We start from the raw sequence: 24,776 nt of genomic DNA, 5'->3' as shown, positions 1-24,776 counted from the left end.
CTCCCGGACGAACGCGTCGACGCCGTGCACGCTGACCCGCCCGACGTAGGAGGCGTCGGCGAGGTCGGCCGGCCGCGGATAGGCGAGCGCGGCGACGGCGAGCTGGGCGAGGGCGTGCAGCAGCCGGTCGGCCGCGCGGTGCTCGCCGCCGGCGCGGCGGGCGTAGTCGCCGATCCGAACGGCGAAGGCCGAGTCGTCGGCGCCGGCCGGGACCAGACCTGCCCGCTCGGAGACGTCGAGCACGACCAGCCCGAGGCCGGCGGCGATCGCCTGGGTCAACGCGGCGAACTCCGCCTCCCGCAGGTAACGCCGGACCAGGTCGCGGTAGTCGGGGTCACGAGCCGGCACCAGCCGGGGCCGCAGGCCGAACGACACCAGCCGGGACGCCTCGTGGGCGTCGGCGCGCCGCCGCTCGGCCCCCCGCCCCCCGTCGCCCGGCCCGCCGTCGACCGGCCCGCCGTCGACCGGCCCGCCGTCGACCGGGTCGGCGTCGATCGACCCGCCGTCGATCGGGTCGGCGTCGATCGGGTCGCCCTGTGGGTCCGGGACGCCCGTGTCAGGTTCCCGGCTCATCGTGACCTCCTTCCCGCCGGCGCGGCCGCGCCGCCCGCAGCCTGCAGTTCTGTCAGGACTGAAGTGATACCAGCCGGGTCCGACGATTCCGCTTCGCCCTGCGGCCCCCGGGCGACCGCACCATCCGCGACGGCCGCGGCAGTGCCGGCCGTCCCCGCGATCGCCGCCGCGCTGGCCGTCTCCGCGCTGGCCGTCCCCGTGCTGGCCGTCCCCGTGCTGGCCGTCCCCGTGCTGGCCGTCTCCGTGCTGGGAGCCGCGACGATCCGGGCCCGGCCGACGAGCAGGTCGGCCCCGCCGAACTCCGGATCGTGCAGCGGCGTGCCGTCGTCGACGGCGACCGTGAGGGTCGTCTCGCCCGCCTGCCGGGACGCGTCGACGCGGGGGTTGACCGCGTGCAGGGCCAGCAGCGCGACGAGGTCGACGATGTCCCGGTCGCCCCCGCGGCGGGCGTCGGCGAGCAGGGCGGACAGCCGGCGCGGCGCCGCTGGGTCGAGCTCGAGCAGCCCGAGCGCGTGGGCCCAGGTCTCGTCGTCGAACCGCGCCGGCTCGGCCAACGGCACCAGCTCGGCCTCGACCACCTCCGCGCCGAGCGTGTCGCGTTCCACCGGCGGGCGAAGCAGCAGATCGACCAGATCGAGGACCCGAGGGGCCCGGGGCGTGCGCACGCCCACCGCACCGGGGAAGAACGCCGCCGCCGGGCGCTGTGCGTCTCCGGCGGCCAATGCCAGCGTCGGCACCAGCAACTGGGCGTGCAGGTCGACGCCACCGCGCGCCGGGGTGACGGCGAACTGCTGGCGGTCCTGCTCGGCGCGGAACACGGCGCCCGCCTCCAACAGCCGGGCCTGGAGCTGGGTGTGCCGACGGATGCAGTCTCCGACGATGGCGACCAGGTCGGCAGCCTGGCGTTTGTGGTCGGCGTCGTCGGCGGAGTCGCGGTAGCGGCGGATGTGGGTGAGGATCGCGTTCTCGTACCGGTAACGCTGCTCGACGTGCTGCAGGGCCTCGTCGACGAGGGCGGGCATCGCGTGCAGCCAGTCGACGGCCAGGACGTTGCGCCGCGTCGCGTCGAGGTGTCGGCGGAGCTGCTCGGCGTACTGCACGGTGCGGTACCGGGCGGCCTCCGCCGCGCTGCGGGCGTCGGCGAGCCGGCCGCGGCGGATGAGCGTGTCCAGGGCGACCTCGGCGGCGACCTGCGCCGAGGTGATGTCGGTGTCCAATGCCCCGACCAGCACGGTCACCGCCTCGTCGGTGGCCCGCAGGTAGATCTCCCCGTGTGGATCGGCGAACTCGACGAGCAGCTTGAAGTCGAAGCGGCGCCGTTCGTAACGGCCGTCGGCGTGCAGGGTGCCGTAACCCGCCTCGAAGCCCCGGTTGACGTTGCCGACGTTGATGAGGTTGTGCAGCACCCAGGACGCCACCCGGTCGTGCTCGGCGGCCGGGCGGGCGGGCGCCTGGGCGGCGGCGAGCGGGACCAGGCGGCGGCGCACCTGGTCGTGGTCCGCGCCGCGGTCGAAGTCCATCGCCACGGTGACCTGGTCGATCGCGTGCAGGCCGAGCTCGGCCATCGCGTAGACGGAGAAGTCCGCGCCGTCCAGGTGCGCCTTGCGCACGTCGAGGTCGTGCAACGGCTGCGTCAGCGCCAGCGCCTTGAGCCGGCGGATCATCCCGACGTCGCCGACGAGCCCGACCGCGGTGGGCAGCCGGTCTGGACCGGTTGTCGACGCGGGCTCGATCATCCGTCCGAGCCTAGTGGTTGGCGGGGACCGGGCCGCCCACGACCCGGCTGCGGTGCCCGGGCGGTGCACGACGGTAGGAGCGGGGTGGAGCGTTGCGGCGGGCGACCGCCGACGGGATTCCGGCGCGGTGCAAATTCAGTGCACTCTGTTGGCCGTTGGGGTGTCGGGGGCGCATGGTCGGCCGGGTACGGAAGATCCAGGGTGATCTCGCTCACGAAGCGCACCCCCGGCGGAGTGTGGGCCCGGCCGGCCGGCGTCAGGGGGAAGCGACGTGCCGGTAGTGCAGGCCTTTCATGGGTTGTCAGTGCCCTGGCGGGCGGGGGTCGAGGGCCCGCTGACCCTGGTCGCAGCGGCGTGACCCACGCGACCCAGGAGGGCTGTCGAGCGACCGTCAACAGGCCGGTGGGGTATTCTCAACTCGGTTCCATCGCGTGGCTGAGGCGTCACCACGATGAACGTTCGGCGCGGACGGGATCGACCGGGGGTGCGTACACCCGACGAGGGGTGGCGCTGGCTCGCCGGGCACCAGGCGGTGCCCGTTCTCCCTTTCTCCCACCCGCGGCGCGGCGGGTGGGGCGGGCGGGGCATCGGCGGCGGTGCCGTACGGCCGTCCCGGGGCGTGGGGTGACCGACGAGACGACGCGCCGCCAGGCGCCGAGGAAACGGGTGGACGACGCCGTGGACGCTGCTCTGGACGAGCTTGGGTTGCCGCGCCAGGCCGCTGCGCAGGCGCGGCCCGCCTGGGAGGAGCCGTCGACGGTCGCGGATGGCATGGCGACCCAGCGAGAGATGGCGGCCCAGCGAGATGCGGCCGCCCAGCTCGGCGCGGCCCTGCGCGCGTTGACCGACGCCTCCGTGCGCACGCTGGCGCCGACCGCGACCCTGCTCGACGTCGCCGCCCGGATCACTCAGTGTCTGCCCGCGTTGACCGCCGAGCAGCGCGACGTCGGTGAACCCGCGCCACTGGACGACCCGGTCGCGAAGCTGTGGCTGTACAACCCGGTCATCGGGCAGGCCAACCCGATCGCGCCCTGGCTCGAGACCACGCTGGTGGACGGGGTCCTCACCGGCCGTGCCACCCTCGGCCTGCCCTACCAGGGGCCGCGCGGTTACCTGCACGGCGGGGTGAGCGCCATGATGCTCGACCAGGTCCTGGGCGACGTCGTCAGCGCGAGTGGCCGATCCGGCCTGACCGTCTCCCTGTCGGCCCGCTACCGCCGGCCGGTTCCGCTGCTGGCGCCGCTGCTCGTCGTCGGGCGGGTCGTCGAGGTCGCCGACCGGAAGATCACCGCGGCCGGCACCATCGCGCTGGAGTCCGAGCCCGACCAGCCCCTGGTCGAGGGCGTCGGCATCTTCGTCGTTCCCCGCCCGGACCAGGCCGCCCGACTGTTCGGCGCGTTCGGCGCCCCGGCTCCCGACACCCCAGGTACGCCCGGCACAGTCCCCTCAGCCGCCGTCCCCCCCAACCAGCCGTCGACCGCCTGACCCTGTGGAGGAACGACGACCATGACCACGCCCGACGCATGACCACGCCCGACGTCGGACGGCTTCCCTCCGCGCCCGCGCAGCGCGACGCCGGCACGCGGCCCGTGCGTTGGCGCCGTCCCCTGCCGCCGGTGGAACAGGTCCGGCCGGGACTGTGGAGCATCCCGCTCCCGCTGCCCTGGGCGAAGCCGGCCCACGTGACCGTCTACGTCTTCGAGACCGCGGACGGCCCCTACCTGATCGACGCCGGCTGGGACTCCGACGAGGCCTTCGCGGCCCTGGAGGCAGGGTTGGACACGGTCGGGACCTCGGCCGCCGAGGTTCAGGGCGTCGTCGTCACCCATGCCCATCTCGATCACTTCGGGATGGCGGGCCGGATCCGTGAGGCGTCCGGCGCCTGGGTGTCGCTGCACCCGTTGGACAACGCGATCCTGAGCCAGTTCGAGAACGGTTTCGCCACGCGGATCCCGGGGCTGATGGCCCGCGCCGGCGCCCCGGCCGAGGTGACCGAACACCTGGTCAAGGGCACCCAGGCGGCCGTGCGCCGGATTCCGCGCCCGGACGTCCTGATCGAGGACGGCGGGCGACCGGACATCCCCGGGTGGGAGCTGCGCGCGCTGTGGACCCCCGGCCATTCGCCGGGACACCTGTGCTTCTGGGAGCCGGCCAACCGGCTGCTGCTGTCCGGTGACCACGTGCTGCCGTCGACCGTGGTCGGCACCCCCGAACCCGACGAGTCCCATCCCGACCCGCTCGGTGACCACCTGCGCGCGCTCGCCCGGCTGCGTGGGCTGGACGCCGCAGAGGTACTGCCGGCGCACGAGCACCGGTTCACCGGCCTGGAACACCGCCTCGCCGAGATCGACGCGATGCACCGAGGCCGGCTTGCCGAGGTGCTCGCGGGCCTGCGCGCCGGTGCGAGCACCGTCTGGGAAATCGCCGACCACGTGACCTGGCACCGCCCGTTCCGCAACCTGCGCGGCGTGGCGCTCCAGAACGCTGTCACCGACACCTTCGGGTGCCTGGCCGCCCTGGTGGCGACCGGCGCCGCCCGCGTCGACGACGGCGCCCCCGCGCGCTGGCGGCTCGCCGACGCGTAGCCGGGCGCGGGTGTCCGCGGACGTGGCAGGGCACCGCCTTCCGGACTTTGGCGTAGGCGGGGATTTCGGGCCGCATCGGTTCGGGCCGCACCCATCGGTACTAGGGTGTGGGACATGACGTCCGTGTCGCTGTCCAAGGGCGGGAATGTCTCGCTCAGCAAGGTCGCCCCCAACCTCACGGCAGTGACCATCGGGCTGGGCTGGAAGGTGCGGCAGACCAGCGGCGCGGACTACGACCTTGACGCCAGCGCGATCGTCGTCAACGAGGCCGGCCGGGTGCTCTCCGACAGCTACTTCGTCTTCTTCAACAACCTGGTCAGCCCCGACGGCGGGGTCACGCACCTCGGCGACAACCTGGTCGGCGGCGGTGGCGGCGACGACGAGCAGATCAACGTCGACCTGCGAACGTTGACCCCGCAGGCGGCGAAGGTCGTCTTCGCGGTGTCGATCTACGACGCGGACACCCGCCGGCAGACCTTCGGCCAGATCCGCGACGCCTTCATCCGGGTCACCGACGCCACGACCGGTGCGGAGGTGGCCCGGTACGACCTCACCGAGGATGCCTCCACCGAGACCGCGATGATCTTCGGTGAGCTCTACCGTTACGGCGGCGAGTGGAAGTTCCGCGCCGTCGGCCAGGGCTACGCCTCCGGGCTGCGCGGGATCGCCCTGGACTTCGGCGTCAACGTCTCCTGACTCTCCCTGCCGGGAGGCACTCACGGCCAACGCGGCCCCGATCACTCCTGGCCGCCTCTTCGCAGGACCAGGGGGCCGAGAAGGGCGATCAGTTCCTCGGGGTCGAAATGATGCCGATACCGATGGCAGGCACCGTCGTTCGCGTCCTTGGCCAGGTCGTCCCACCGCAGCGTCCAGCCGGCGCCGGCCGCGAGTTGGCGTAAGAACGCCCGCTGGGTGCGGCCGTTGCCCTCCCGGAAGGGATGGATCGCGTTCATGTCGCCGTAGAACTCGGCGAGCCGGGAGACGAAGGTCTCCCGGTCGAGGTGGAGCAGATACTGATTCCTGGCGAGGCCGGTGAACAGTGCATCGAGCTGGCTGTCGATGTTGGGTGCCAGGCAGAAGGGGTGGCCGTCCTTCGCGATGTTCACGCTTCTGGTGGTGCCGGCCCAGTCGTACACGTCAGCGAAAAGCTGCCGGTGGAACCTCCGAAGGTGCGCGGCATCGTAGGCGCCCGGCAGGAGTGAGATGCCAAGCTGCGTGTAGCGGGCCGCCGAGAGCTGTTGCTCCACTTCGGCGAGCTCGTCCCGGTCGATGATCATAAGCCGGTTCCTCAGGCATTCGGAACCTGGCCAGCAGTACGGGTCACCAGCGGCAGCGATCGCGCCTCCAACGCCCCCGGGCCGACCATGCCGAGGCACAGCGGGTCTTGATGCCAGAGGTATTTCAAGGACGGTAGCGGCTATCGCCCTCCGCTATCGCCCTCAGTGATGATACCGGGCGAGAATTTCCCTGACGATGTCGTCTGCCGAACTCTCGCCGGTGGCAATCCTGCCGAGCTGCTTCGCCGTCGAGGCCGACAGTTCGTAGCCCTCGAGCCGCGCGTTACCGACCGCTGCGGACACCGCCTCAGCCGGGGACATCCTCAGGCGGGAGAAATACTCCTTCATGACCGTGGGATCGATCGGCTCGTTCGAGCGCTCGCTGTCGTCGAGCCCCGCTCGCGCATGTCGCCAGGGAGCTTCCGCGTGCGTCATCCGAGAGAGCTCCTCGCCCGTGAGCTGCCCATAGGTCTCGAGGACCCAGTTGACGAGGTGGCGGGAGCGATCGTCGAGGCGACGCGGGTCGCCACGGACCCAGGTCCTCACGCCGTAGGCCCCCCGGTGGGCGCTGTAAAGCTGGGGCACGACGGGACCGAAGGTCCAGGCCTCGATCTCGTCGGGGAAGAGGACCGTCCCGTAGGTCGCCAGGTGCCAGGCCTGCGAGTAGTAGGCCAGCTTCTGCAGGCGCATGGTGTCGACGTCTCCGAGGGTCGTGACGATCAGCGACGCGACATCATGGACGTTTTCCGCCATGGCCTGACATCGCCTCCCGGTCCGACCTCGCGGCTGCTTATACTGAAGATTTTATCGGTCCGTCGTCGGGGATGCACGAGCGCCGTCGCGTCGATGGTGTGATCTCGCCGCCCCACCTGGCAGCCGCCGTGCGGGTATCGGTGCGCGGCCGGCTCGGTCGCTCGGGGCGGTCATGGATCCACGATAGATCGTTCACCTCAGGATGTCGAACATATGTTCGTATGCGTGACGTCCGTGCGGAGCGGCGCCGTATGGGGACGCCCCGGGGCCGCCGGAGGTCAGATGCGGCGCCAGCCGGTGGCGGGGCTTGAGGTGCCGATCGTGGGCACGATCCGGGTGCGCGAACCGCGCGGCGCGACGACCATGACCCGCACCGTCCGGGTGTTCGCGTCGATCCGGTAGAGGATCCGCCAGGTCCGGCCGCTGGCCTCGTGCATGCCGACCTGCTCGCCCGGAATCGGGGTGCCGGCCTTGCGCGGATCGTCGCGCAGCTTGCCGTCGAGGAACCGGCGGACCTCGCCGCGGGTGAGCTCGGCGAGCTTGGCCAGGTCCCGCTCGGCCGAGGCGGAGAGGGTGACCTCGTGCTTGTCGCTCACCGCGGGCCACCCATTCCGCCGCCCGAATGTGGCCGGGGCCGTCCCGTGCGGGAGAGGACGACTTCCGTGTTGTTCACATGGTGATCCTATGCGGCCGCCCGTCCCGCGGCCCCCGCTTCGCGCTCGTCGGGCGGGAAGTGCGGGTTCGGCACGGATGCCCGCGGGCCATCCCTCGTCCCCACGCGACCGGATGACACGGACCGTCGCCGCTGTTGACACCTGGCATGCGCTACGGAGACGACGACACGATCCGTCATCTGCTCGCCGACACCGAGGTGTGGGCGGTCGTCGGGCTGTCCAACGACACCCGCCGCACCGCGTTCGGCATCGCGGAGTACCTGCGTCGCAACGGTAAGCGGGTGGTGCCGGTCCACCCGTCGGCGCCGGTGGTCGCGGGGGAGCAGGGGTACGCGACGCTGAGCGAGATCCCGTTCGCCGTCGACGTCGTCGACCTGTTCGTCCGCTCGGAGCTTGCCGGGCCGGTGGTCGACGAGGCGGTGAAGATCGGCGCGAGGGGCGTCTGGCTCCAGCTCGGCGTCCGCGACGACGCGGCCGCGGTCCGTGCCGGTGAGGCCGGCCTGGACGTCGTGATGGACACCTGCCCGGCGATGGAGGCCCCCCGCCTCGGCCTCGGCTGGACCCGCTGACCGGACCCGCTGACCGGTCAGCGCCGGTGGCGACGCCGCACCGTGGTGCCCGCCGCCGCCGCGTCGCCGGTGTCGGCGGGACGGGTTGCCGGTCCGGCCGGGTCGAGGTGGTCCTGGCCGGCACGGCGTGTCGCCGACTTCTCAGTCAGCGACGGCCCGATCGGTGACGGCCCGATCGGCGACGGTCCTCCTGTCGACGCTGGCCCCGGCAGTGTGGGTTCGGGCACCGCGGGGGCCCACAGCGAGGTGCGGGTGATCTCGTCGGGGGCCCGGCGGGAGCGGCGGACCAGGGCGAGCCGGCGGGTCGCCAGCGCCGCGGCGGGCGGGATCAGGACGAGCACGGGCAGCAGGTAGCGATAGTCGAAGCAGACCGTGGCCGCCGGCACCACGAGGATCATGACGCCGGCGGCCGCGAGCAGGGCCGTGTCGGCGCGTAGCCGCCGGTGTTCGACCGTCTGGTCGTGCCAGCGTCGGCGGGCCCGGGCGCCGCGTACGCCCAGTCGCGGGGCGCGGCGCCGGGCCGGCACCGCGATCGCGACGACGGCGAGCAGCAGCATTCCGGCCAGCACCGGCCCGGGGGTGAAGCCGTACCGCTGGTACCCGCGCAGGAAGCCGGCGGCCGACTCGTGGACCTCGCGCTTCGGCGCGTCGCCGTGCAGGCCCAGCAGCGGCTCGCCGTTGTGCAGGAAGCGAGGCTCGTCCCCGGTGGGGAAGCGCCAGGTCGCGTCGGGCCAGTCCCGGTGCCCGATCGGTCGGCCGGGGCGGAAGTAGTGGGCGAGCTCCCCGCCGACCATCCGGACGTAGTCGCCGAACTGGTAGCGGATGACCTGGTGGGTGAAGTCGCGCAGCAGCGCGTCCCGCTCGTCGGCGGGCACGTGCAGCCGCCGGGACGGGCTGTTGACGCTCCACACGTAGTAGCTGGGGTCTGGCCGCTCGGCGACGGGGTGGGGGGAGCACAGCACGAGCTGCGGCCGGCTCAGGTGCAGTCGGTCGCAGTCGGCGATCGGTGCCACCCGGCCGTACATCCACACCGCGTCGCCGCCGGTGAGCGCGTACTTCCCGTGGCTTGCATGGAACCAGGTCGCGTAGCCGGCGAGCGGCACGGCCAGGGCGACGACGAAGGTCGCGAAGCGAAGCCAGCCGACCCGGCGCAGCACCAGGTAACCGACGACCAGCACGGCGAGGGCCACGCCGATCGTGCGAACCAGGCCCGCGCCAGCGAGCAGCAGCCCGGCCAGCCCGCACGCCCACACCGACGGGCGGGGCGACCAGGTCAGGGCGACGATCGCGGCGACCAGCAGCACCGCGAACAGCGTCTCGGCCATCACGTAGTGCTCGATGACCAGCTCGTAGGCGTCGAGCAGGATCGGCGCCGCGGCGAGCGCCGCGATCGGCGCCGCGACCCGGCGGTGCACCAGCAGGACGTAGAGGGTCACGCCCAGAGCCAGCCCCGCCGCGTGCTGGACGACGGTGACCCACCAGAGGCTGTCGGTGAACGACAGCAGCCGCAGGAACGCCGGGTAGCCCGCCGGCCGCATCGGGTCGGGGGCCTTCAGCGTCGACAGGCGTAGATAGGCGTAGGAGTCGCCGTAGAACTCGAACGCCGGCCGGTAGGCGTAGGCGGTGACCGCTCGCAGTGCCACGCCCGCGGCGAGCAGGATCGCGAACGGCAGATGGCGCAGCGGCCGGCGGTCGCGGCGCGGCGGCGGCCCGTCCCCACCGCCCGTGTCGGCGCCCAGGACGACCGGGGCGTCGGGTGAAGCCGGGGCCCTCGCGGCGCGCTTCGCGTCGCCGACATCATGCGGAGCGTCACCGCCGTCGCCGCGATACTCGGGTTCGTCCCCGCGCTCTGGTTCGCCGGAACGGTCCGGCTCGTCGGGGTAGACGGGGTAGGCCGGCCCCGCGGTGGCCGCCGAGGGCGTCGCCGCCGTCGTCCTGACCGGGGGCTGGGGCGGGGAGCCGCTGCCCTGATCAGGATGCGCGTGAACACGGGGCGGCGGGAACACGTGCCTGCCCAGGACGACCATCGTCGATGTCCGCCGTTCTCAGAACCCGACGGCCTCGGCCGGGTGCTCCTGCGTCTCGTAGTGCATGCCGACCAGCGGCGCTCCGCCGGGCGGATCGCCGGGCGCCCGCATCGCCGGGCGGGCGGCGGCGCGCTGATGGCCGCCGCTGGGCCCCGCGGTCAGCAGGCGCAGGAAGAACGAGCCGAACGCGGTCTGGGCGCCGAGCACCATCAGGGTCATCGCGAGCAGCGCCGGGCGCATCTCGTTCAGAGGACCGAGGTCGTTCGCGAGCCAGCGTACGAGCACCACGACGTCGACGACGAACCCGACCGTGAACAGGCCGGCCCCGAACGCCAGGCCGCGTTCGAGGGTGAACACCCGGTGGATCAGCGGCAGCGGCCAGCGGCGGCGCTCCTGCCAGCCGACCGCGTGGTTGTGGACGTCCGCGCAGACGCCGAGCAGCACGAGCTGCCAGCCGAGCAGTGCCAGCAGCGCGAACAGGATCGAGAAGTGCAGATCCAGCCGGTGGAAGCCGAGGTCCAGGGAGCCGGGGAGCAGGACCGCCTGGCCGACGAGCCCGAGCGCCAGCAGCACCAGACCCGGCAGGACGAACAGGTATCGCGGCGCGAGCAGCAGCATGAACCGCAGGTGGCGCCAGCCGTCGCGCAGCGAGTGCAGCTTGGAGTCACCCACCCGCGGGTGGTAGGTGATCGGCACCTCCTCGATGCGCAGCCCGGCCCGCCCGGCGGCGATGACCAGCTCGCTGGCCAGTTCCATTCCCTCGCAGCGCAGCCGCATCCGCAGGTACGCCTCGCGGCTGAACGCGCGCATCCCCGAGTGGGCGTCGGACGAGCGCACGTCGAACAGGCGGTTGAGGATGCCGGTGAGCACCGGGTTGCCGACGTAGCGGTGCAGCCAGGGCATGGCGCCGGGCAGGATCTTCCCGGCGAAGCGGGAGCCGAGAACGTAGTCCGCCCGACCGGCGCGCAGCGGGGCGAGCAGCGCGGAGAGGTCGGAGAAGTCGTAGGAGTCGTCGGCGTCGCCCATCACGATCAGCCGCCCCCTGGCGGCGGCGAAGCCGGCCAGGTAGGCGTTGCCGTAGCCGCGTCGCGTCTCGTGCACGACCCGGGCGCCCGCCTCCTGGGCGAGCTCGGCCGACCGGTCCGTCGAGCCGTTGTCGACGACGACGACCTCGCCGACGGCGCCCGCGGCGGCGAGCCCGGCGAGGGCCTTGCGTACGCACACGCCGACCGAGTCCTCCTCGTTGAGGCACGGCATCACGACCGAGACCTCGAACGCCTGACCGCGCGAACGGGTCGCCCCGCCGGCGGCGGGAGTCTCCCCGACGGTGTCGGCGCCGGTGCCCGTGGCACCCTCCATCGTCCGTACCCCCTCCATGGCCGGGCGTGCCCGCGACCGCCCACCGGTGGCCGTCCGTGACGGGAGTCCCTGACCGGTCGCCGGTGGGCCGGCGCCAGTCGTTCAGGCGGACGCATCAGCAGACCGACGCGAGTCATTCTCGCGGCCGGTGCCACGGATCGCTCGCCCGCAGCCCCGTAACCTACCGATCTGCTCGCATGGTCCGATTACCGGTGTCCATCTGCGGACACCTCGTGGCCTGCCCGAGCGGCTAGCACCTGGGCGCCATGCGGCTGCTGTCCTGGTCAGGACCCGATCAGTGCGCATCTCGCGATCGGCCCGCACTGTGGCGCGGCAGACACGCCGGGCCCTCCGCACGCGCCTCGGTGTGACGCTTCTTACGGGGAGGCGTAACGTCTGGTGCCCGTGCAAGCTGTTCGCGTTTCAGACGAGGTGCCGGCGCTTCCTGCGTCGACCGAGGACCCAGACGCTTCCTCCGCTTCCGCAGCCTCCCGGGCGCTTCCCCCACCCCGGCGTGGCTGCCCCCATTCCCCACCCTGCCCCACCGCCGAAGGCGCCGACCGGGACGCCGCGCGGGTGACCAACCAGCACTGGGACCAGGGCTGGAGTCTGCTGTGCAACGGGGTGATCCTGTTCGACGACACCGGGGAGATCCTGCCGACCGGTCGCACGGTCGAGCCGCGGCGTGCCCTGCCGCGGGCGGCCTGCGCCCCGCGGCCCCCGGCGCCCCGGCGGGCGAGCCAGGCTCCCGTCCGGGTCTGACCGGCCGGGCGCCGTCGGCGCCGTCGTGTCCCGCGGCTGTGTCGTGTCCCGTGGCTGTGCCGTGTCCCGCGGCTGTGAGGTTTCGTCCAGATTGATCCGACGGCCTCGCGGGCGGGTACGGTGCCGGGCGTGACGGCGAGATCGGCGGGCGGGNCTGTGCGGGGGNTTGTCGGAGCGGCGCGGGGGACCGGCCTGGCCGACCGGTGGCGGGCGGAGGTGTCCCGCGGGTCCCGGGTCGGCCTGCCGCCGGCCACGAGTCCGGTCGGGCGCCGGGCTCGCCTGCTCATGCGCCGCGACATCGCCCTCGGCCGTAGTTTCGTGCAGGCGTTCACCCGGGCGGACCGCTCGCTGTTCACCGCGCTCGCCGGTGGGCGCCCGCTGCTCGACCCGGTCCTGCCGCGGCTGTCGCACGCCGCCGACCACGGCCTGCTGTGGTGGGGCGTGGCGGGGGCGCTGGGGGCCACCAAGGGGCGCCGCCGCCCGGCGGCCGCCCGCGGCCTGATCGGGCTCGGCGTCGCCAGCGTCCTGGCCAACGGGCCGGCCAAGCTGGTCTTCCGCCGCGACCGCCCGCCGACGCACGGCATCCCGCCGCTGCGCCGGCTCTCCCGCGACCTGACGACCTTCTCGTTCCCCTCCGGGCACGCCGCGTCCGCCGCCGCCTTCGCGACCGGGGTCGCCCTCGACGCGCCCGGGGCGGCGGTGCCGGTGGCCGCCCTGGCCGCCGCCGTGGCGTTCTCCCGGGTGTACGTCGGGGTGCACTACCCCGGGGACGTGGCCGCGGGGATCCTGCTGGGCGTCGGCGCGGGCCTGCTCACGACGAAGGTGATGCCGCGGCGGCCCTGGGTGCCGGCGCGGGCGAGCCCGGCGTCGGCCTGGGCGCCGGCACTGCCCGAGGGGGACGGCCTCACCGTCGTCGTCAACGGGCGCTCCGGCCAGGGCAACCACGCCGATCTGCTCGCCGTGCTGCGCGCCGACCTGCCGCTGGCGGAGGTCATCGAGGTCGGGCCGGCTGACGACATGGCCGCCGCCCTGGCCGGCGCCGCATCGAAGTCGAGGGTGCTGGGCATCGCCGGCGGCGACGGAAGCATCAACGCGGCCGCGCAGGTGGCGCTGGCCCGCGGCATGCCGCTGGCGGTCTTCCCGGCGGGCACGCTCAACCACTTCGCCGCCGACCTGGGCCTGGTCGGTGCCGGCGACTCGGTGCAGGCGATCCGCGAGGGTGCGGCGGTCGCCGTCGACCTCGGTCGGGCCGACGGCATCTCCGCGGTGTTCGACCGGTTCTCCCGGATCTTCGTGAACACCGCGAGCCTCGGGGGCTATCCCGACATGGTGGCCGTGCGCGAACGGTTCGAGCGGCGCATCGGCAAGTGGCCCGCGATGATCATCGCCCTGTGCTGGGTGCTGCGCCACGAGCCGCCGTTCGAGGTGGAGATCGACTCCGAGCGCCGCCGGGTCTGGCTGATCTTCGTGGGCAACGGGGTGTACCGCCCCGACGGCTTCGCGCCGACCTACCGCAACCGGCTCGACGAGAGCCTGCTCGACCTGCGGATCGTCGACGCGTCGGCGCCGCTGGCCCGGCTGCGGCTGGTGGGGGCGGTCCTCACCGGCCGGCTCGGCCGCAGCCGGGTGTACGAGCAGCGCACGGTCGAACGGGTGCTGATCTCCTCCCACCAGCCCGGGCCGCTGCCCTTCGCCTGTGACGGCGAGGTCACCGAGGGGGTGGAGCGGATTGTGATCACCCCGAGCGGTGCCCGGCTGGTCGTCTACCGCCCGCGCCGCCCCGGCGACGGCTGAGTCGCGACGCCCGACGCCCGACGGCCGGCGCCCGACGGCCGGCGCCCGACGGCTGACGGCTGACGGGCGGAAGCTCGGGGCGGCCGCTGCCCGAGCCTGCCCGAGCGCTCAGCCGCCGCGGTGCTGGAGCGGGATGAGCGTGTGCAGCGGGCGGGTGAGCTGCGTGAACTGGGAGGAGTCGAGGAGGTCCTCGACGAGCAGCGCGCAGGCCAGGTCGGCGCACAGCTCCATGACCCGGTGATCCTCGCTGGAGTCGGTGGCGGCGCGCTTGCCGCGGCAGTCCGGGCACAGCCGCCAGAACCCCTCGGCGGCGCTGCGGCGCACCAGCGTCCACACCCGGCGGCGGCCGGTCACCACGGCGCTCGCGAACGCGGCGTCCATGGCCTGCTGGTGGGCGGAGTCGTCCCGGGTCAGGGCGCTGACCAGCAGCCCGTCGAAGACCTCCAGGCTGTCTGGGTCGTGGCAGCGGCCGGCGAGGACCGGCAGCGCGGCGAGGACCCGCTTGACGTCCGCGGCGGCCGGGCCCAGGTCGGGCTCGTGTGAGCGCGCCCGTGGGTAGACCGCGCGCCAGGGCCGCATGAGCGCGGCGTACTCGGCGCGGCCGAGGATGGGCCGCGCGTAGGAGGCGGCGACGGCGTCGCGCATCGCGCGCAGCGCGGTCGCCGCGACCGACGGCTCGACGGTGACGTAGTCGGCGCCGGCGAGGTCGTCGGCGTAGATGGCGCTCAGCGCGTCGAACGCGGCCAGCACCTCGACGATCAGCGGCGAGTCGGGGGCCAGCGCCTTGTCCCGAGCGGCGGCCAGGTAACCGGAGTTGCGCCAGGCGGCGGCGAGCGAGCCGAGCTCGGCGTCGGTGGTGTGCACGAGCTGGGCAAGGATGCCGAGGATGCCCCGCAGGTTGGGGTGCTCCTCCAGCCGTTCGATGCGGCGGGCTCGAAGGATCATGCCATCCGCCCGCCGCTGGTGGGGCCCCGGCGCACACGGATCGCCGCGGGGTCACCGCGAGCCTGCCCGGCCACGGCGCGGATGGTGCCACCGCGAGTATGGGGGTCGTCGTGACACCGTTCACCTCGTCCTCCTCGACCGTCGCGGCCTGCGCCGGGCAGCCGTCGTCCGAATCCGTGCGGGTGAACCGGCCGGACATCCCGTCACCGGCCGGATCATGGGCGGCGCGGCGGATGCGGCGACCGTACCTGATCACTTCATGGTCCCGCGTACCAGGCAGGCCACATCTCGTCGCTCTCCGAGACCGTAGCTGCGCGGGGCGGCGTGCGCGGGGAGTGCCGCCTGCGTGGGGTCCGCGGCGTGGTACGCCGCGTCGCCGATCTCCCGATGTCACCTCCGTGAGACTAGTGTTCGCGGCCCCGATGTGGAACTCGTTGTGCCTTTAGGCGGGGCATGACGGTGGTGGCACGGCGGTGCCATTTCGGGCGCAGGACGGATCGGCATGGCTGCCGGAGGCGGTGTGGCACGTCGGTGTCGGCCATCCTGGTCACGCAGGGCGACGACGGCGCCGGTGTGCACCGGCGCGCCGCCGCAGAACCCCGCCGGGGTGAGGCTCGTGACACCACGGCCGGGCCGGCGGCGGCCGGCCGACGGACTCGGCCGGGGCCCGCTTGGGCGGCGATTTCCCTGGGAGTGCCGGCACCGGCGGGTGATGGTGGCGGCGCCGGCCGGGGGGGTGCCTCCGTGCGGGGGTGGGACCGGGGGTGTCGCGACGCGTCGCGGCCCACCGATGGTGGCGCCCCCGCCGGGGTGGACCGGGGGTGCCGGGACGGCCGGCGCCGCCACCGCCGCATCCCCCCGACGGGTGGGACCGGGCGGCGCTCCGGCTGTGGACGGCGAGCGGGCCCGGGGTGGACAACCTGGTCAGGTCGTCCACCCCGGGCCCGTCATGGGTCAGTCGGCCTCGCCGGTCGGCCTGCCTCGCTGGTCAGCCGGCGTCGGTGCCGCCGACGGCGTCGTCGTCGTCGCGCAGGCCGAAGCGGCGGATCGCGTCCTCGACCAGGCTGGCCTTGACCTCGCCGGCCCGGACCAGGGACTCCAGGGCGGCGACGACGACCGACTCGGCGTCGACCTTGAAGTGCCGGCGCAGCGCCAGGCGGGTGTCGGAGCGCCCGTAGCCGTCGGTGCCGAGCGAGGTGAACGCCTGCGGCACCCAGCGGGAGATCTGGTCGGGCACCGCACGCATCCAGTCGGAGACCGCCACGACGGGGCCGGGGGCGCCGTCGAGGATGCGGGTCACGTACGGCACGGCGTCGTCGGCCTCGGGGTTGAGCAGGTTCGCCCGCTCGCAGTCGAGGGCCTCCCGCCGCAGCTCGTTCCACGAGGTCACCGACCACACGTCGGCGGCGACGCCGAAGTCGGCGGCGAGGATCTCCTGCGCGGCGAGCGCCCAGTGGATGGACGTGCCGCTGGCCAGCAACTGCGCCCGCGGTCCCGAGTCGCCCTCGGCGCCGCCGTTCGGCAGGCCGCCGACGAGCTCCTCGGCCGGCCGGAACCGGTACATGCCGGCGATGATCTGCGCCGGGTCGAGGCCGGCCGGCTCGGCCGGCTGGGGTACGGGCTCGTTGTAGACGGTGAGGTAGTAGAAGACGTTCTCGTCGCGCTCGCCGTACATCCGGTCCAGGGCGTCGCGGACGATGTGCGAGACCTCGAACGCAAACGCCGGGTCGTAGGCGACGCAGGCCGGGTTGGTCGAGGCGAGCAGCAGCGAGTGGCCGTCCTGGTGCTGCAGGCCCTCGCCGTTGAGCGTGGTCCGCCCGGCGGTGGCGCCGAGCAGGAAGCCACGGCCGAGCTGGTCGCCGAGCGCCCACATCTGGTCACCGGTGCGCTGGAACCCGAACATCGAGTAGAAGACGTAGACCGGGATCATGTACTGCGCGTGGGTGGAGTACGACGTGGCGGCGGCGATCACCGAGCCCATCGAGCCGGCCTCGCTGATGCCCTCGTGCAGCATCTGGCCGGACTCGGACTCCTGGTAGGACAGCAGCAGCTCGCGGTCGACGGCCTCGTAGCGCTGCCCGTGCGGCGAGTAGATCTTCGCCGTCGGGAACATCGCGTCCATGCCGAAGGTGCGTGCCTCGTCGGGGATGACCGGCACGAACCGCGCGCCCATCTCCTTGGTCTTCATGAGGTCCTTCAGCAGCCGGACGAACGCCATCGTCGTGGCGACGGGCTGCTTGCCCGAGCCCTTGCGCAGCTCGTCGAAGATCTTCGCGGGCGGCTGGGTGAGCGGCTTGGCCCGCACGACGCGGCGCGGCATCGAGCCGCCGAGGGAGGCCCGGCGCTCCCGCATGTACTGGATCTCCTCGGAGTCCGGCCCCGGGTGGTAGTAGGGGGGCAGGTCCCCGGCCAGCGCCGAGTCCGGGATCTCCAGGTAGAGCCGGTCGCGGAACTCCTTGAGCTCCGCCTTGGTCAGCTTCTTCATCTGGTGGGTGGCGTTGCGGGCCTCGAAGTCCTTGCCCAGCGTCCAGCCCTTGATGGTGTGGGCGAGGATGACCGTGGGCTGACCGGTGTGCTCGGTGGCCGCCTTGTACGCCGCGTAGAGCTTGCGGTAGTCGTGGCCGCCGCGGGAGAGCTTGCGCAGGTCGTCGTCGGCGAGGTCGGCGACCATGCGGCGCAGGCGGGCGTCCGCGCCGAAGAAGTGCTCGCGGATGTACTCGCCCGACGACGTCGTGTAGGTCTGGAACTGCCCGTCCGGGGTGGTGTTCATCCGGTGGACGAGGACGCCGTCGGTGTCCTTGGCCAGCAGCGGGTCCCAGTCGCGACCCCAGACGACCTTGATCACGTTCCAGCCGGCGCCGCGGAACAGCGACTCCAGCTCCTGCATGATCTTGCCGTTGCCGCGGACCGGGCCGTCGAGGCGCTGCAGGTTGCAGTTCACCACGAAGATCAGGTTGTCGAGCTCCTCGCGGGCGGCGACGCCGAGCGCCCCGATCGACTCCGGCTCGTCCATCTCGCCGTCGCCGAGGAACGCCCACACCCGGCTGTTCGAGGTGTCCTTGATCTGGCGGTTGAGCAGGTAACGGTTGAACCGCGCCTGGTAGATGGCGTCGATCGGGCCGAGGCCCATCGACACGGTGGGGAATTCCCAGAAGTCGGGCATGAGCCGCGGGTGCGGGTAGGACGACAGCCCGCCCGACTCGCTCTCCCGGCGGAAGGCGTCGAGCTGCTTCTCCGTCAGCCGGCCCTCCAGGAACGCACGGGCGTAGATGCCCGGCGAGGCGTGCCCCTGGATGAAGATCTGGTCGCCCGAGTCGCTTCCCGGCGAGGAGCTCAGGTGGTCCTTGCCGCGAAAGAAGTGGTTGAATCCGACCTCGTACAGGCTCGCGCTCGACGCGTACGTGGCGATGTGGCCGCCGACGTTGAACTCGGGCCGGTTCGCTCGGCTGACCATGATGGCCGCGTTCCACCGGATATACGCCCGGATGCGGCGCTCGACATGTTCGTCGCCGGGGAACCAGGGCTCGCGCTCCGGCGGAATCGTGTTGATGTAGTCCGTGCTGGTCAGACCGGGAACCCCGACCGCCTTCTCGCGGGCTCGTTCGAGGAGCTTCAGCATGAGGAAGCGGGCCCGGCCGCGGCCGGACTCCTCGATGACCGCGTCGAGTGACTCCAGCCACTCGTTGGTCTCCGAGGGGTCGATGTCCGGCAGCTGACTCGGCAGCCCGTCGGTGATGACCGAGAACTTCCGGGTTGTGTCCTGCGCCACGCCTTCTCCTGCTCCTCAAGCTTCCGGGGCCGCCGGTGCCGCTCGAGAAGATCCTCCTCGTGCGTCCGTCGGCCCATGTGTCACTTCACGTGCTCGCGGATGCGGGAACCCGCATGATCGATGCATCGCCGCGTCCTGGCCGCTCGTCAACTTCTCCTGTCGGCATGCCGCTGCGGGTGGTCGGCCGACTCCCATCGGCCGAGGGCGGGACCCGGCGAGCGAACACGCCTTGGTCCCATCGTGCTCCGTCTGCGCGACCTCGTCACGCACGCCTTGGTTACTTTCGAGTAGAGAATCGGGCGATACGCGCGGCGTTGTCGACATGTCGTCCGCGGCGCAGCCGGTGAAGGGCCCCCGCCTGGTAGACAATCACCCTGATGGACACCCGGATGAAGACCACGACGCTGTCCGTGCACACCGGCCGCCAGGAGCGTGTGGTCGACCTCACCCCCGACGCGGTGGAGTTCGTCACTGATTCCGGTGATGGCCTGCTGTCGGTGTTCGTGCCGCACGCCACGGCCGGGCTGGCCATCCTCGAGCTGGGCTCCGGCAGCGATCCCGACCTGCTCGCGGCCCTCGCCGAGCTGCTGCCCGCCGACGGCCGGTGGCGCCACGCGCACGGCTCGCCCGGCCACGGCCGTTCCCACGTCATGCCGGCGTTCATCCCGCCGACGCTCACCGTCCCGGTGCTCGACGGTCGGCTCGCGCTCGGCACCTGGCAGTCGATTGCGCTGGTCGATCTCAACGTGGACAACCCCGACCGAACGGTCCGGCTGTCCCTCCTGACGGGATGATCGAGCGTCCGGCGACGGAATGATCGTGCCTCGTTGCGGGTACCGGCGGGTAGTCGCCGCACGTCGGCCACGCCGTCATCGGTCCACAACCGACGGCGTGGCACTTGCGCAGCCACCGGGAGGTCCGGTGGACTAGGTCGAGACGCACCGGGTGATGGACCCCATCGCGCCGGTGCGTTCATGCACGGGACGTCTCCGCGACCCTCGCGGAGCGTCACACACGAACAGGAGGTAGCGCAGGGTGAGTCCGACCGCGGCGAACGCCGAGGGTCAGCGCCGGGCGGAGCGACTGGGAGTCTCCGCCGGGACCCAGGTGCAGTCGCTCAACGAGGACGATGACATCGCCCAGGATCTGCTGGACGCGGTGACCAGCGCCAGCGGGACGGAGCTGGTCCCCGAGGACTCCGACGACGTCGTCGACATCGTCCTGCTGTGGTGGCGGGAGGACGACGGGGATCTGGCCAACGCGCTCATCGACGCGCGCCGCCAACTGTCCGACGAGGGGGTGATCTGGTTGCTCACCCCCAAGGCCGGACGGGACGGTCATGTCGCGCCGAGCGACGTGCTGGACGCGGTGCCCACCGCGGGTCTGGTGCAGACCAGCACGCTGAGCGTCGCGCAGGAGTGGTCGGGTCAGCGGCTGGCCGCACCGAAGTCGCAGCGCGTGCGGCACCGCTGAGGCCGGCGCGAGGGCGTCCGGCGGCCCGTGTGGGCCCGGGCGCTGTCGAGTCATGCCCGCGTCCGGGTCGGGTCGGGACCTGCGCCGGCCCGCGCGCGGCCTCCACCGATACGTGCGGGGACCCGAAGGGCCCGCGTGGCCGGCTGGCTCTCCCGCGCCCGGGCTCAGCGGTACAGCGGCACCTGCTGGCCCTCGACGGCCCCCGGGTAGCGGTCCCAGAGGCGGTTGAGTTCGAGCTGGAGGAACAGCGGCCCGAAGCCGATCAGGAACAGTACGAACGCGAGCACCGGATTCGTCTCCGGCACCCCGGCGGCGTGCTGGGCCGCGCGCGTGCGGGTACCCAGCCGCCAGGCGGCGACGAACGGCGGCACGAGGACCAGCCAACCGACGAGGAACGCCAGCAGGGACAGGGCCGGGTTGACCTGGATACGCCGGTCGTACTCACCCAGCTCCCGGTTCGTCTTGTAAACCCACACGAAGTAGTAGACCCCAAGGGTGATCAGGGGCAGGCCCAGCCAGACGGCGAAGGGGTTGCGGTGCTTGCCGAGTACCCCCGCCCCACCGAAGGAGTCCGGCGCGCCGTGCGGCCCATCCGGGCCGGGCGAGCCGTAGTCGGGGGTCGCGGGGTAGCCTTGTTCGGGCTCGGGGCCGGGCAGTGACTCGCGGAAGGCGTAGATCGGAAAGCCGCCGGTCGAGGTGCCCGGACCGTCGATCGGGTGGGGTTCCTGCGCGGGGTAGCCGTGCGGTTCGGGGTAACCGTGCGGGGTCGCACTCTGATTGGTCAAGGTGGTCCTGCCCTCATCGGTGTCCATACCTGTGGCGCACGCGGAGCACGCACCGTGTTACGCGCATGTCCGGCCGATGGCTCCCGTGTCGATCGGCCAGACTAGGCCAGTCTGACGTAGGAAACCCGAACACTCGCCGCATCAGTGTCCCGGGAGCGCGAAAGATACCTTCTGTTGGGATCGAATGCGGGTGAACCTTCGTCTGGGTGACAGTCGAGTGGCGGCCCGAAGCAGGTGATCGATGTCTGTCGGTGCGGGTGGTCCTGCGCCCTGCGTGGATCGGCCGTCGACCGTCCTCGCAGGTCGTGGTCAACGCCTGGGCGCCCGGTGAGGCGGACGGACGGCTCCCGGGCGTCCGTGTGGGCCATCCGCGGCTGGTCGGCCGGTTTCATCGCGGTCGGAACTGGCATGCTGGCTCTGGGACGGCGGACCGATCTGCGGGGGCGCCCGAACCGGTGGGTGCCGTCGCCGGTCCGCTCCCGTTCCCACCTGCCGTTGCGATCATTCGATCTGTGGTGATCCTCCGGATCGGCCCGTGCATCGTCCTCGGTGCTCGGTCATCGTGATCAGCGTCATTTGTGATTAGCCCCATCGTCGTGGAGAGGAAGCGCCCGTGACCGTCGAGGTTGGCTCCGTCGCCCCGGACTTCTCGCTGAAGGACCAGAACAACGAGACCATCACCCTGTCGGAGTTCCGTGGCAAGCGGAACGTCGTCCTGCTTTTCTACCCGCTGACCTTCACCGGCGTCTGCCAGGGCGAGCTGTGCTCGGTCCGCGACGACCTCGGCTCGTTCCAGAACGACAACGTCCAGGTGCTGGCCGTCTCCGTCGACTCGCCGTTCGCCCACAAGGTCTGGGCCGAGCAGCAGGGCTACGAGTTCCCGCTGCTCGCCGACTTCTGGCCGCACGGCGAGGTCGCCAAGGCGTACGGCATCTTCAACGAGGATCGGGGCATCGCCGTGCGCGGCACCTTCGTGATCGACAAGGAGGGCGTCGTGCGCTGGAAGGTCGTCAACAACATCCCGGACGCGCGGGACCAGGCCGAGTACCTCAAGGCTCTCGCCGCCCTCTAGGATCTACCTACGGGAGCCGGCCTGGCGTACCTGGGTAGTCGTGGGGCCGGCTCCCGCTGTCGACGGCCCGTTGGAGCGTCGGTGCCCGACCGGCCGGTCACCATCCGCCGATCGAGGCGCTCGATCGTTCCACGGGGCGTCGCCGCATGCGTAGTCTTAGTCAGCTTCGTTTTTCTCGTCTCCCGGGCGCGTAGCTCAGCGGGAGAGCGCTCGCCTTACAAGCGAGTGGTCGCAGGTTCGATCCCTGCCGCGCCCACGCGCTGGCTCCGCGTGCTTGTCGATCTTTGATCGCCTGCGCCGCAGCCGCAATGTTAGCCGGGGGGACGACCCCCCGAACCCCCCGGCGGGGCGCCTGCGGCGGCTTCCGGGGNGTGGTTGGCGGGGCCCGGTCTGTTGCCACCCGTCTGGGCCGCCCCCGGGGCGGCTGCTGGGGCGCTCGGGAGGCGTGGATCGCCGGCGGCCGGCACGTCGGTGCACGTGGATCCCTCAGTCATCTCGCCGTGACTACATCGCCTTGACCGTGGTGAAGGTGTAGCCGCGGGCGCGCAGTTCCCGGATGATTCCGCCCAGCGCGTCCGCATCCAGGGTCGAGCGGTCCTGCGGGTTCGCGCCCACGTGCATGAGGACGATCTCGCCGCTGCTCGCGGCGGCCAGCACCCGGTCGGTGACGCTCTGCATGCTCTGCCCACCGGAGGTGCCCTTCCAGCCGAGCGTGTCGACCGTCCAGCGGATCGGCACGTAGCCGAGGGCGTTGACCGCGCCGATCGTGCGCGCGTCACGGTCGCCGTACGGGAAGCGGAACCAGGGGCGCGGGTCGACCCCGGTGACGCTCTGAATGGTCGCCTGGGCACCGAGCAGCTCGGCGCGCAGGTCCGCGTCGGTGAGCCGGGTGAAGTAGGGGTGCGTGGCCGAATGGCTGCCGATGACCTGGCCGCGGGCGGCGATGGCGCGCGCGGCGGCCGGGAAGGTCTGTGCGAACCGGCCGGTGAGGAAGAAGGTGGCCGGCACGCCCTCCCGGCTGAGCGTCGAGAGGATCGAGTCCACGCCGTCCGCGCTGGCGCCGGCGTCGAACGTCAGCGCGACCATTCGGCGGTCGGTCGGGATGCGCTCCCAGTCCCGACCGACCAGGCGCGTGGGCACGCCCGTGGTCGGTGCCGTCGGTGCCGTCGGGGGCACCGGGGTCGACGGCCTAGTCGACGTCGTCGGCCTCGCCGGGGTGGGCCGTATCGTCGCGGTCGCGGTCGCCGTCGCTCCGCCCGGCCCGGTCGTCGTCGCGGTGGGCGGGACTACGCCGGTGCCGGTGCCGGGACTGGCGGGCCGCGCCGTGCTCGTGGCGGTGGCGGACGTCGGGCCGGGCTGCGTCGCGATGCCGCTGGAGCCGCCGCAGGCGGTGAACGCGACGGTGGACGCCACCACCAAGGTGACGAGGGCCTGCTGTGAGCGTCGCATGGCGCCTCCCGATCCGACGCGGACGAGGTCTCACCCGACGTCGTGAGCAGGAGCCTTGCACCGCCCACGGGTGCCGGCAACGGCCCAAGGTCGCAGCCGGGGCAGGTCGGACGGCCCGCCGCGGGAGCTCCGGCGGGGTCCGGATTTGGCTGGCAACCTTCTGGAGATCGCCGTCCTGCTCCTTGACGATGGCACTGAACTGATCATCCGCGCGATGCGGATGCGGATGCGTCTGCGGCTGGACCTGGAGCTGCGTGCGGTCCTGGCTACCGGGTTGCGGGCCAGTGCTCCGGCCTTCAGGTCGGGGGTGAAGGCCCGCGCGGGAAGGCCGTCTCGCGGCCTGAGCGTGCTCTAAACCGGACGGGTCTGTTCCTCGATGTACCGGCGGAGCACGTCCAGCGGCGCGCCACCGACAGACCCGGCGAAGTAGGAGCCTGACCAGAGCCGGTTCGCCCGCCAGTAGTGCCGGGCCAGGTCGGGGAACTCCTGGCGCATCCGACGGGACGACACGCCTTTCAGGCTGTTGACGAGCTTCGACAGGGCGATTTTCGGCGGGAAGTGGACGAGCAGGTGGACATGGTCGCCTTCGCCGTTGAACTCGACCAGTTCAACCTCGAAGTCGGCGCACACCGCCCGCATGATCTCTTCCAGGTGGGTCAGGTGCCGGTCGTCGAAGACCCGATGCCGGTACTTGGTCACGAAAACCAAGTGGGCGTGCAGGACGAAAACGCAGTGCCTGCCAGCGCGGATACCCNGATCTGTCGTCATAGACCAATGGCACGACTGTGATCGTGCAGCTCCGGTACAGCTTCCGCTTGTATCCGAGCGTCGGTCAGCGGGTCGCGCTGGCGCGGGCGTTCGGCTGCGCGCGCGTGGTGTACAACGACGCGCTCAGCACCCGAGAGACGGCGCGCGCGGCGGGGCTGCCGTTCCCGAAGTCGGGCGACCTGTCGAAGATGCTGATCACCGAGGCGAAGTGGACGCCGGAACGGGCGTGGCTCGCCGAGGTGTCGGCCGTCGTTCTGCAACAGTCACTGCGCGACCTCGACACGGCATACCGGAACTTCTTCGACGGGTTGAAAGGCAAGCGCCCGAGGATGGGGCCACCCCGGTACAAGTCGAAACGGGACAGCCGGCAGGCCGTCAGGTTCACCGCGAACGCCCGCTGGTCGTT

At 72.4% G+C, this 24,776-nt stretch carries 22 protein-coding genes, 1 tRNA gene and 2 pseudogenes; 13 read left to right on the top strand and 12 right to left on the bottom strand.

Features of this window, described 5'->3' with window-relative positions; all coding sequences use genetic code 11:
• Both FF36_RS28810 and FF36_RS28805 read right to left on the bottom strand, forming a co-directional pair.
• A pseudogene (locus tag FF36_RS28810) lies at positions 1-573 on the bottom strand (hypothetical protein); the annotation flags it as partial.
• A complete protein-coding gene (locus FF36_RS28805) occupies positions 570-2,309 on the bottom strand; it encodes a hypothetical protein (protein ID WP_044888351.1) in 1,740 nt (579 codons plus the stop codon). The pseudogene FF36_RS28810 and the gene FF36_RS28805, both read right to left, overlap by 4 nt.
• Before the next feature lie 666 nt (positions 2,310-2,975).
• On the opposite strand from FF36_RS28805, the gene FF36_RS28800 reads away from it, so the two are divergent.
• The 3 genes from FF36_RS28800 (at position 2,976) to FF36_RS28790 (ending at position 5,590) form a co-directional block, all read left to right on the top strand.
• Positions 2,976-3,794: a PaaI family thioesterase gene (locus tag FF36_RS28800; RefSeq protein ID WP_236706263.1), complete on the top strand. Its 819-nt coding sequence runs from the start codon at positions 2,976-2,978 to the stop codon at positions 3,792-3,794.
• Between the two features lie 38 nt (positions 3,795-3,832).
• On the top strand, positions 3,833-4,894 hold the full coding sequence (locus tag FF36_RS28795; protein ID WP_052681561.1) for an MBL fold metallo-hydrolase: 1,062 nt from the start codon (positions 3,833-3,835) through the stop codon (positions 4,892-4,894).
• 114 nt (positions 4,895-5,008) lie between these two features.
• Entirely contained in the window at positions 5,009-5,590 is a 582-nt protein-coding gene (locus FF36_RS28790; protein WP_044888355.1) for a TerD family protein, read from the top strand.
• Between the two features lie 41 nt (positions 5,591-5,631).
• Here FF36_RS28790 and FF36_RS28785 read toward each other — a convergent pair whose 3' ends face one another.
• The 3 genes from FF36_RS28785 to FF36_RS28775 form a co-directional block, all read right to left on the bottom strand.
• Positions 5,632-6,171: a Fic/DOC family protein gene (locus FF36_RS28785; RefSeq protein WP_044888350.1), complete on the bottom strand. Its 540-nt coding sequence runs from the start codon at positions 6,169-6,171 to the stop codon at positions 5,632-5,634.
• Between the two features lie 162 nt (positions 6,172-6,333).
• Entirely contained in the window at positions 6,334-6,924 is a 591-nt protein-coding gene (locus FF36_RS28780) for a type II toxin-antitoxin system antitoxin SocA domain-containing protein (protein WP_044888349.1), read from the bottom strand.
• A 278-nt stretch (positions 6,925-7,202) separates the two neighbouring features.
• Positions 7,203-7,520 (bottom strand): type II toxin-antitoxin system RelE family toxin, encoded by a 318-nt coding sequence (locus tag FF36_RS28775; RefSeq protein ID WP_044888348.1) that lies wholly within the window; start codon positions 7,518-7,520, stop codon positions 7,203-7,205.
• A 224-nt stretch (positions 7,521-7,744) separates the two neighbouring features.
• Here FF36_RS28775 and FF36_RS28770 point away from each other — a divergent pair, with 224 nt between their 5' ends.
• Entirely contained in the window at positions 7,745-8,167 is a 423-nt protein-coding gene (locus FF36_RS28770; RefSeq protein ID WP_044888347.1) for a CoA-binding protein, read from the top strand.
• A gap of 17 nt (positions 8,168-8,184) precedes the next feature.
• On the opposite strand, the gene FF36_RS28765 is transcribed toward FF36_RS28770, so the two are convergent.
• Both FF36_RS28765 and FF36_RS28760 read right to left on the bottom strand, forming a co-directional pair.
• Positions 8,185-10,194 carry a hypothetical protein gene (locus FF36_RS28765; protein ID WP_044888346.1) on the bottom strand — a complete coding sequence of 670 codons (2,010 nt, stop codon included), beginning with the start codon at positions 10,192-10,194 and terminating at the stop codon, positions 8,185-8,187.
• A gap of 18 nt (positions 10,195-10,212) precedes the next feature.
• Entirely contained in the window at positions 10,213-11,553 is a 1,341-nt protein-coding gene (locus FF36_RS28760; protein WP_044888345.1) for a glycosyltransferase family 2 protein, read from the bottom strand.
• 399 nt (positions 11,554-11,952) lie between these two features.
• Between FF36_RS28760 and FF36_RS40230 the strand changes: the two genes are divergently transcribed.
• Together FF36_RS40230 and FF36_RS28750 are read left to right on the top strand one after the other, a co-directional pair.
• Positions 11,953-12,315 (top strand): DUF5999 family protein, encoded by a 363-nt coding sequence (locus FF36_RS40230; protein WP_063897541.1) that lies wholly within the window; start codon positions 11,953-11,955, stop codon positions 12,313-12,315.
• A gap of 285 nt (positions 12,316-12,600) precedes the next feature.
• Positions 12,601-14,109: a bifunctional phosphatase PAP2/diacylglycerol kinase family protein gene (locus FF36_RS28750; protein WP_044888354.1), complete on the top strand. Its 1,509-nt coding sequence runs from the start codon at positions 12,601-12,603 to the stop codon at positions 14,107-14,109.
• Positions 14,110-14,217: 108 nt separating this feature from the next.
• Here the strand turns inward: FF36_RS28750 and FF36_RS28745 are convergent, their stop codons facing one another.
• Positions 14,218-15,054, bottom strand: a complete 837-nt coding sequence (locus tag FF36_RS28745; protein ID WP_011606163.1) for a hypothetical protein — start codon at positions 15,052-15,054, stop codon at positions 14,218-14,220.
• Between the two features lie 988 nt (positions 15,055-16,042).
• Positions 16,043-18,823 carry a pyruvate dehydrogenase (acetyl-transferring), homodimeric type gene (aceE, locus tag FF36_RS28740; RefSeq protein WP_044888343.1) on the bottom strand — a complete coding sequence of 927 codons (2,781 nt, stop codon included), beginning with the start codon at positions 18,821-18,823 and terminating at the stop codon, positions 16,043-16,045.
• Between the two features lie 389 nt (positions 18,824-19,212).
• Between aceE and FF36_RS28735 the strand changes: the two genes are divergently transcribed.
• Complete coding sequence (locus tag FF36_RS28735; RefSeq protein ID WP_041939623.1) at positions 19,213-19,617, top strand: secondary thiamine-phosphate synthase enzyme YjbQ; 405 nt, start codon at positions 19,213-19,215, stop codon at positions 19,615-19,617.
• 241 nt (positions 19,618-19,858) lie between these two features.
• Positions 19,859-20,296 (top strand): DUF3052 domain-containing protein, encoded by a 438-nt coding sequence (locus FF36_RS28730; protein WP_009742958.1) that lies wholly within the window; start codon positions 19,859-19,861, stop codon positions 20,294-20,296.
• Positions 20,297-20,460: 164 nt separating this feature from the next.
• Here the strand turns inward: FF36_RS28730 and FF36_RS28725 are convergent, their stop codons facing one another.
• Positions 20,461-21,081: a DUF4234 domain-containing protein gene (locus tag FF36_RS28725; RefSeq protein WP_236706264.1), complete on the bottom strand. Its 621-nt coding sequence runs from the start codon at positions 21,079-21,081 to the stop codon at positions 20,461-20,463.
• Between the two features lie 613 nt (positions 21,082-21,694).
• Here FF36_RS28725 and FF36_RS28715 point away from each other — a divergent pair.
• Entirely contained in the window at positions 21,695-22,153 is a 459-nt protein-coding gene (locus FF36_RS28715) for a peroxiredoxin (RefSeq protein WP_044888340.1), read from the top strand.
• A 184-nt stretch (positions 22,154-22,337) separates the two neighbouring features.
• Positions 22,338-22,409 (top strand) — tRNA-Val (locus tag FF36_RS28710).
• 248 nt (positions 22,410-22,657) lie between these two features.
• On the opposite strand, the gene FF36_RS28705 is transcribed toward FF36_RS28710, so the two are convergent.
• Positions 22,658-23,293 (bottom strand): polysaccharide deacetylase family protein, encoded by a 636-nt coding sequence (locus FF36_RS28705; protein WP_242419211.1) that lies wholly within the window; start codon positions 23,291-23,293, stop codon positions 22,658-22,660.
• Between FF36_RS28705 and FF36_RS39460 the strand changes: the two genes are divergently transcribed.
• Positions 23,286-23,648: a hypothetical protein gene (locus FF36_RS39460; protein ID WP_242419214.1), complete on the top strand. Its 363-nt coding sequence runs from the start codon at positions 23,286-23,288 to the stop codon at positions 23,646-23,648. The two genes, FF36_RS28705 and FF36_RS39460, sit on opposite strands and share 8 nt — an antisense overlap.
• A gap of 99 nt (positions 23,649-23,747) precedes the next feature.
• A complete protein-coding gene (locus tag FF36_RS34610; RefSeq protein ID WP_199865540.1) occupies positions 23,748-23,957 on the top strand; it encodes a hypothetical protein in 210 nt (69 codons plus the stop codon).
• On the opposite strand, the pseudogene tnpA reads toward FF36_RS34610, so the two are convergent.
• Positions 23,954-24,356: pseudogene (gene tnpA / locus FF36_RS28695) on the bottom strand (IS200/IS605 family transposase); the annotation flags it as partial. The gene FF36_RS34610 and the pseudogene tnpA overlap by 4 nt on opposite strands.
• Before the next feature lie 31 nt (positions 24,357-24,387).
• Between tnpA and FF36_RS28690 the strand changes: the two are divergent.
• A partial coding sequence (locus FF36_RS28690; protein WP_044888337.1) for a helix-turn-helix domain-containing protein occupies positions 24,388-24,776 on the top strand: 389 nt, incomplete at its 3' end.

Origin of the sequence: Frankia torreyi, from assembly GCF_000948395.1 — a bacterium.
In the GTDB taxonomy this organism is placed as follows: domain Bacteria; phylum Actinomycetota; class Actinomycetes; order Frankiales; family Frankiaceae; genus Frankia; species Frankia torreyi.
The sequence above is the reverse complement of the archived record's forward strand: the minus strand, read 5'-3'. Positions and strand labels throughout refer to the sequence as shown.

Bases quoted from the DNA above. Each gene is read 5' to 3' on its own strand.
- FF36_RS28750 (WP_044888354.1), top strand. From the start codon at position 12,601: ATGCGCCGCGACATCGCCCTCGGCCGTAGTTTCGTGCAGGCGTTCACC.
- FF36_RS28805 (WP_044888351.1), bottom strand. From the start codon at position 2,309: ATGATCGAGCCCGCGTCGACAACCGGTCCAGACCGGCTGCCCACCGCG.
- FF36_RS28745 (WP_011606163.1), bottom strand. From the start codon at position 15,054: ATGATCCTTCGAGCCCGCCGCATCGAACGGCTGGAGGAGCACCCCAAC.
- FF36_RS28780 (WP_044888349.1), bottom strand. From the start codon at position 6,924: ATGGCGGAAAACGTCCATGATGTCGCGTCGCTGATCGTCACGACCCTC.
- FF36_RS28765 (WP_044888346.1), bottom strand. From the start codon at position 10,194: ATGGTCGTCCTGGGCAGGCACGTGTTCCCGCCGCCCCGTGTTCACGCG.
- FF36_RS28770 (WP_044888347.1), top strand. From the start codon at position 7,745: ATGCGCTACGGAGACGACGACACGATCCGTCATCTGCTCGCCGACACC.
- FF36_RS28795 (WP_052681561.1), top strand. From the start codon at position 3,833: ATGACCACGCCCGACGTCGGACGGCTTCCCTCCGCGCCCGCGCAGCGC.
- FF36_RS28785 (WP_044888350.1), bottom strand. From the start codon at position 6,171: ATGATCATCGACCGGGACGAGCTCGCCGAAGTGGAGCAACAGCTCTCG.
- FF36_RS28735 (WP_041939623.1), top strand. From the start codon at position 19,213: ATGAAGACCACGACGCTGTCCGTGCACACCGGCCGCCAGGAGCGTGTG.
- FF36_RS28760 (WP_044888345.1), bottom strand. From the start codon at position 11,553: ATGGAGGGTGCCACGGGCACCGGCGCCGACACCGTCGGGGAGACTCCC.
- FF36_RS28790 (WP_044888355.1), top strand. From the start codon at position 5,009: ATGACGTCCGTGTCGCTGTCCAAGGGCGGGAATGTCTCGCTCAGCAAG.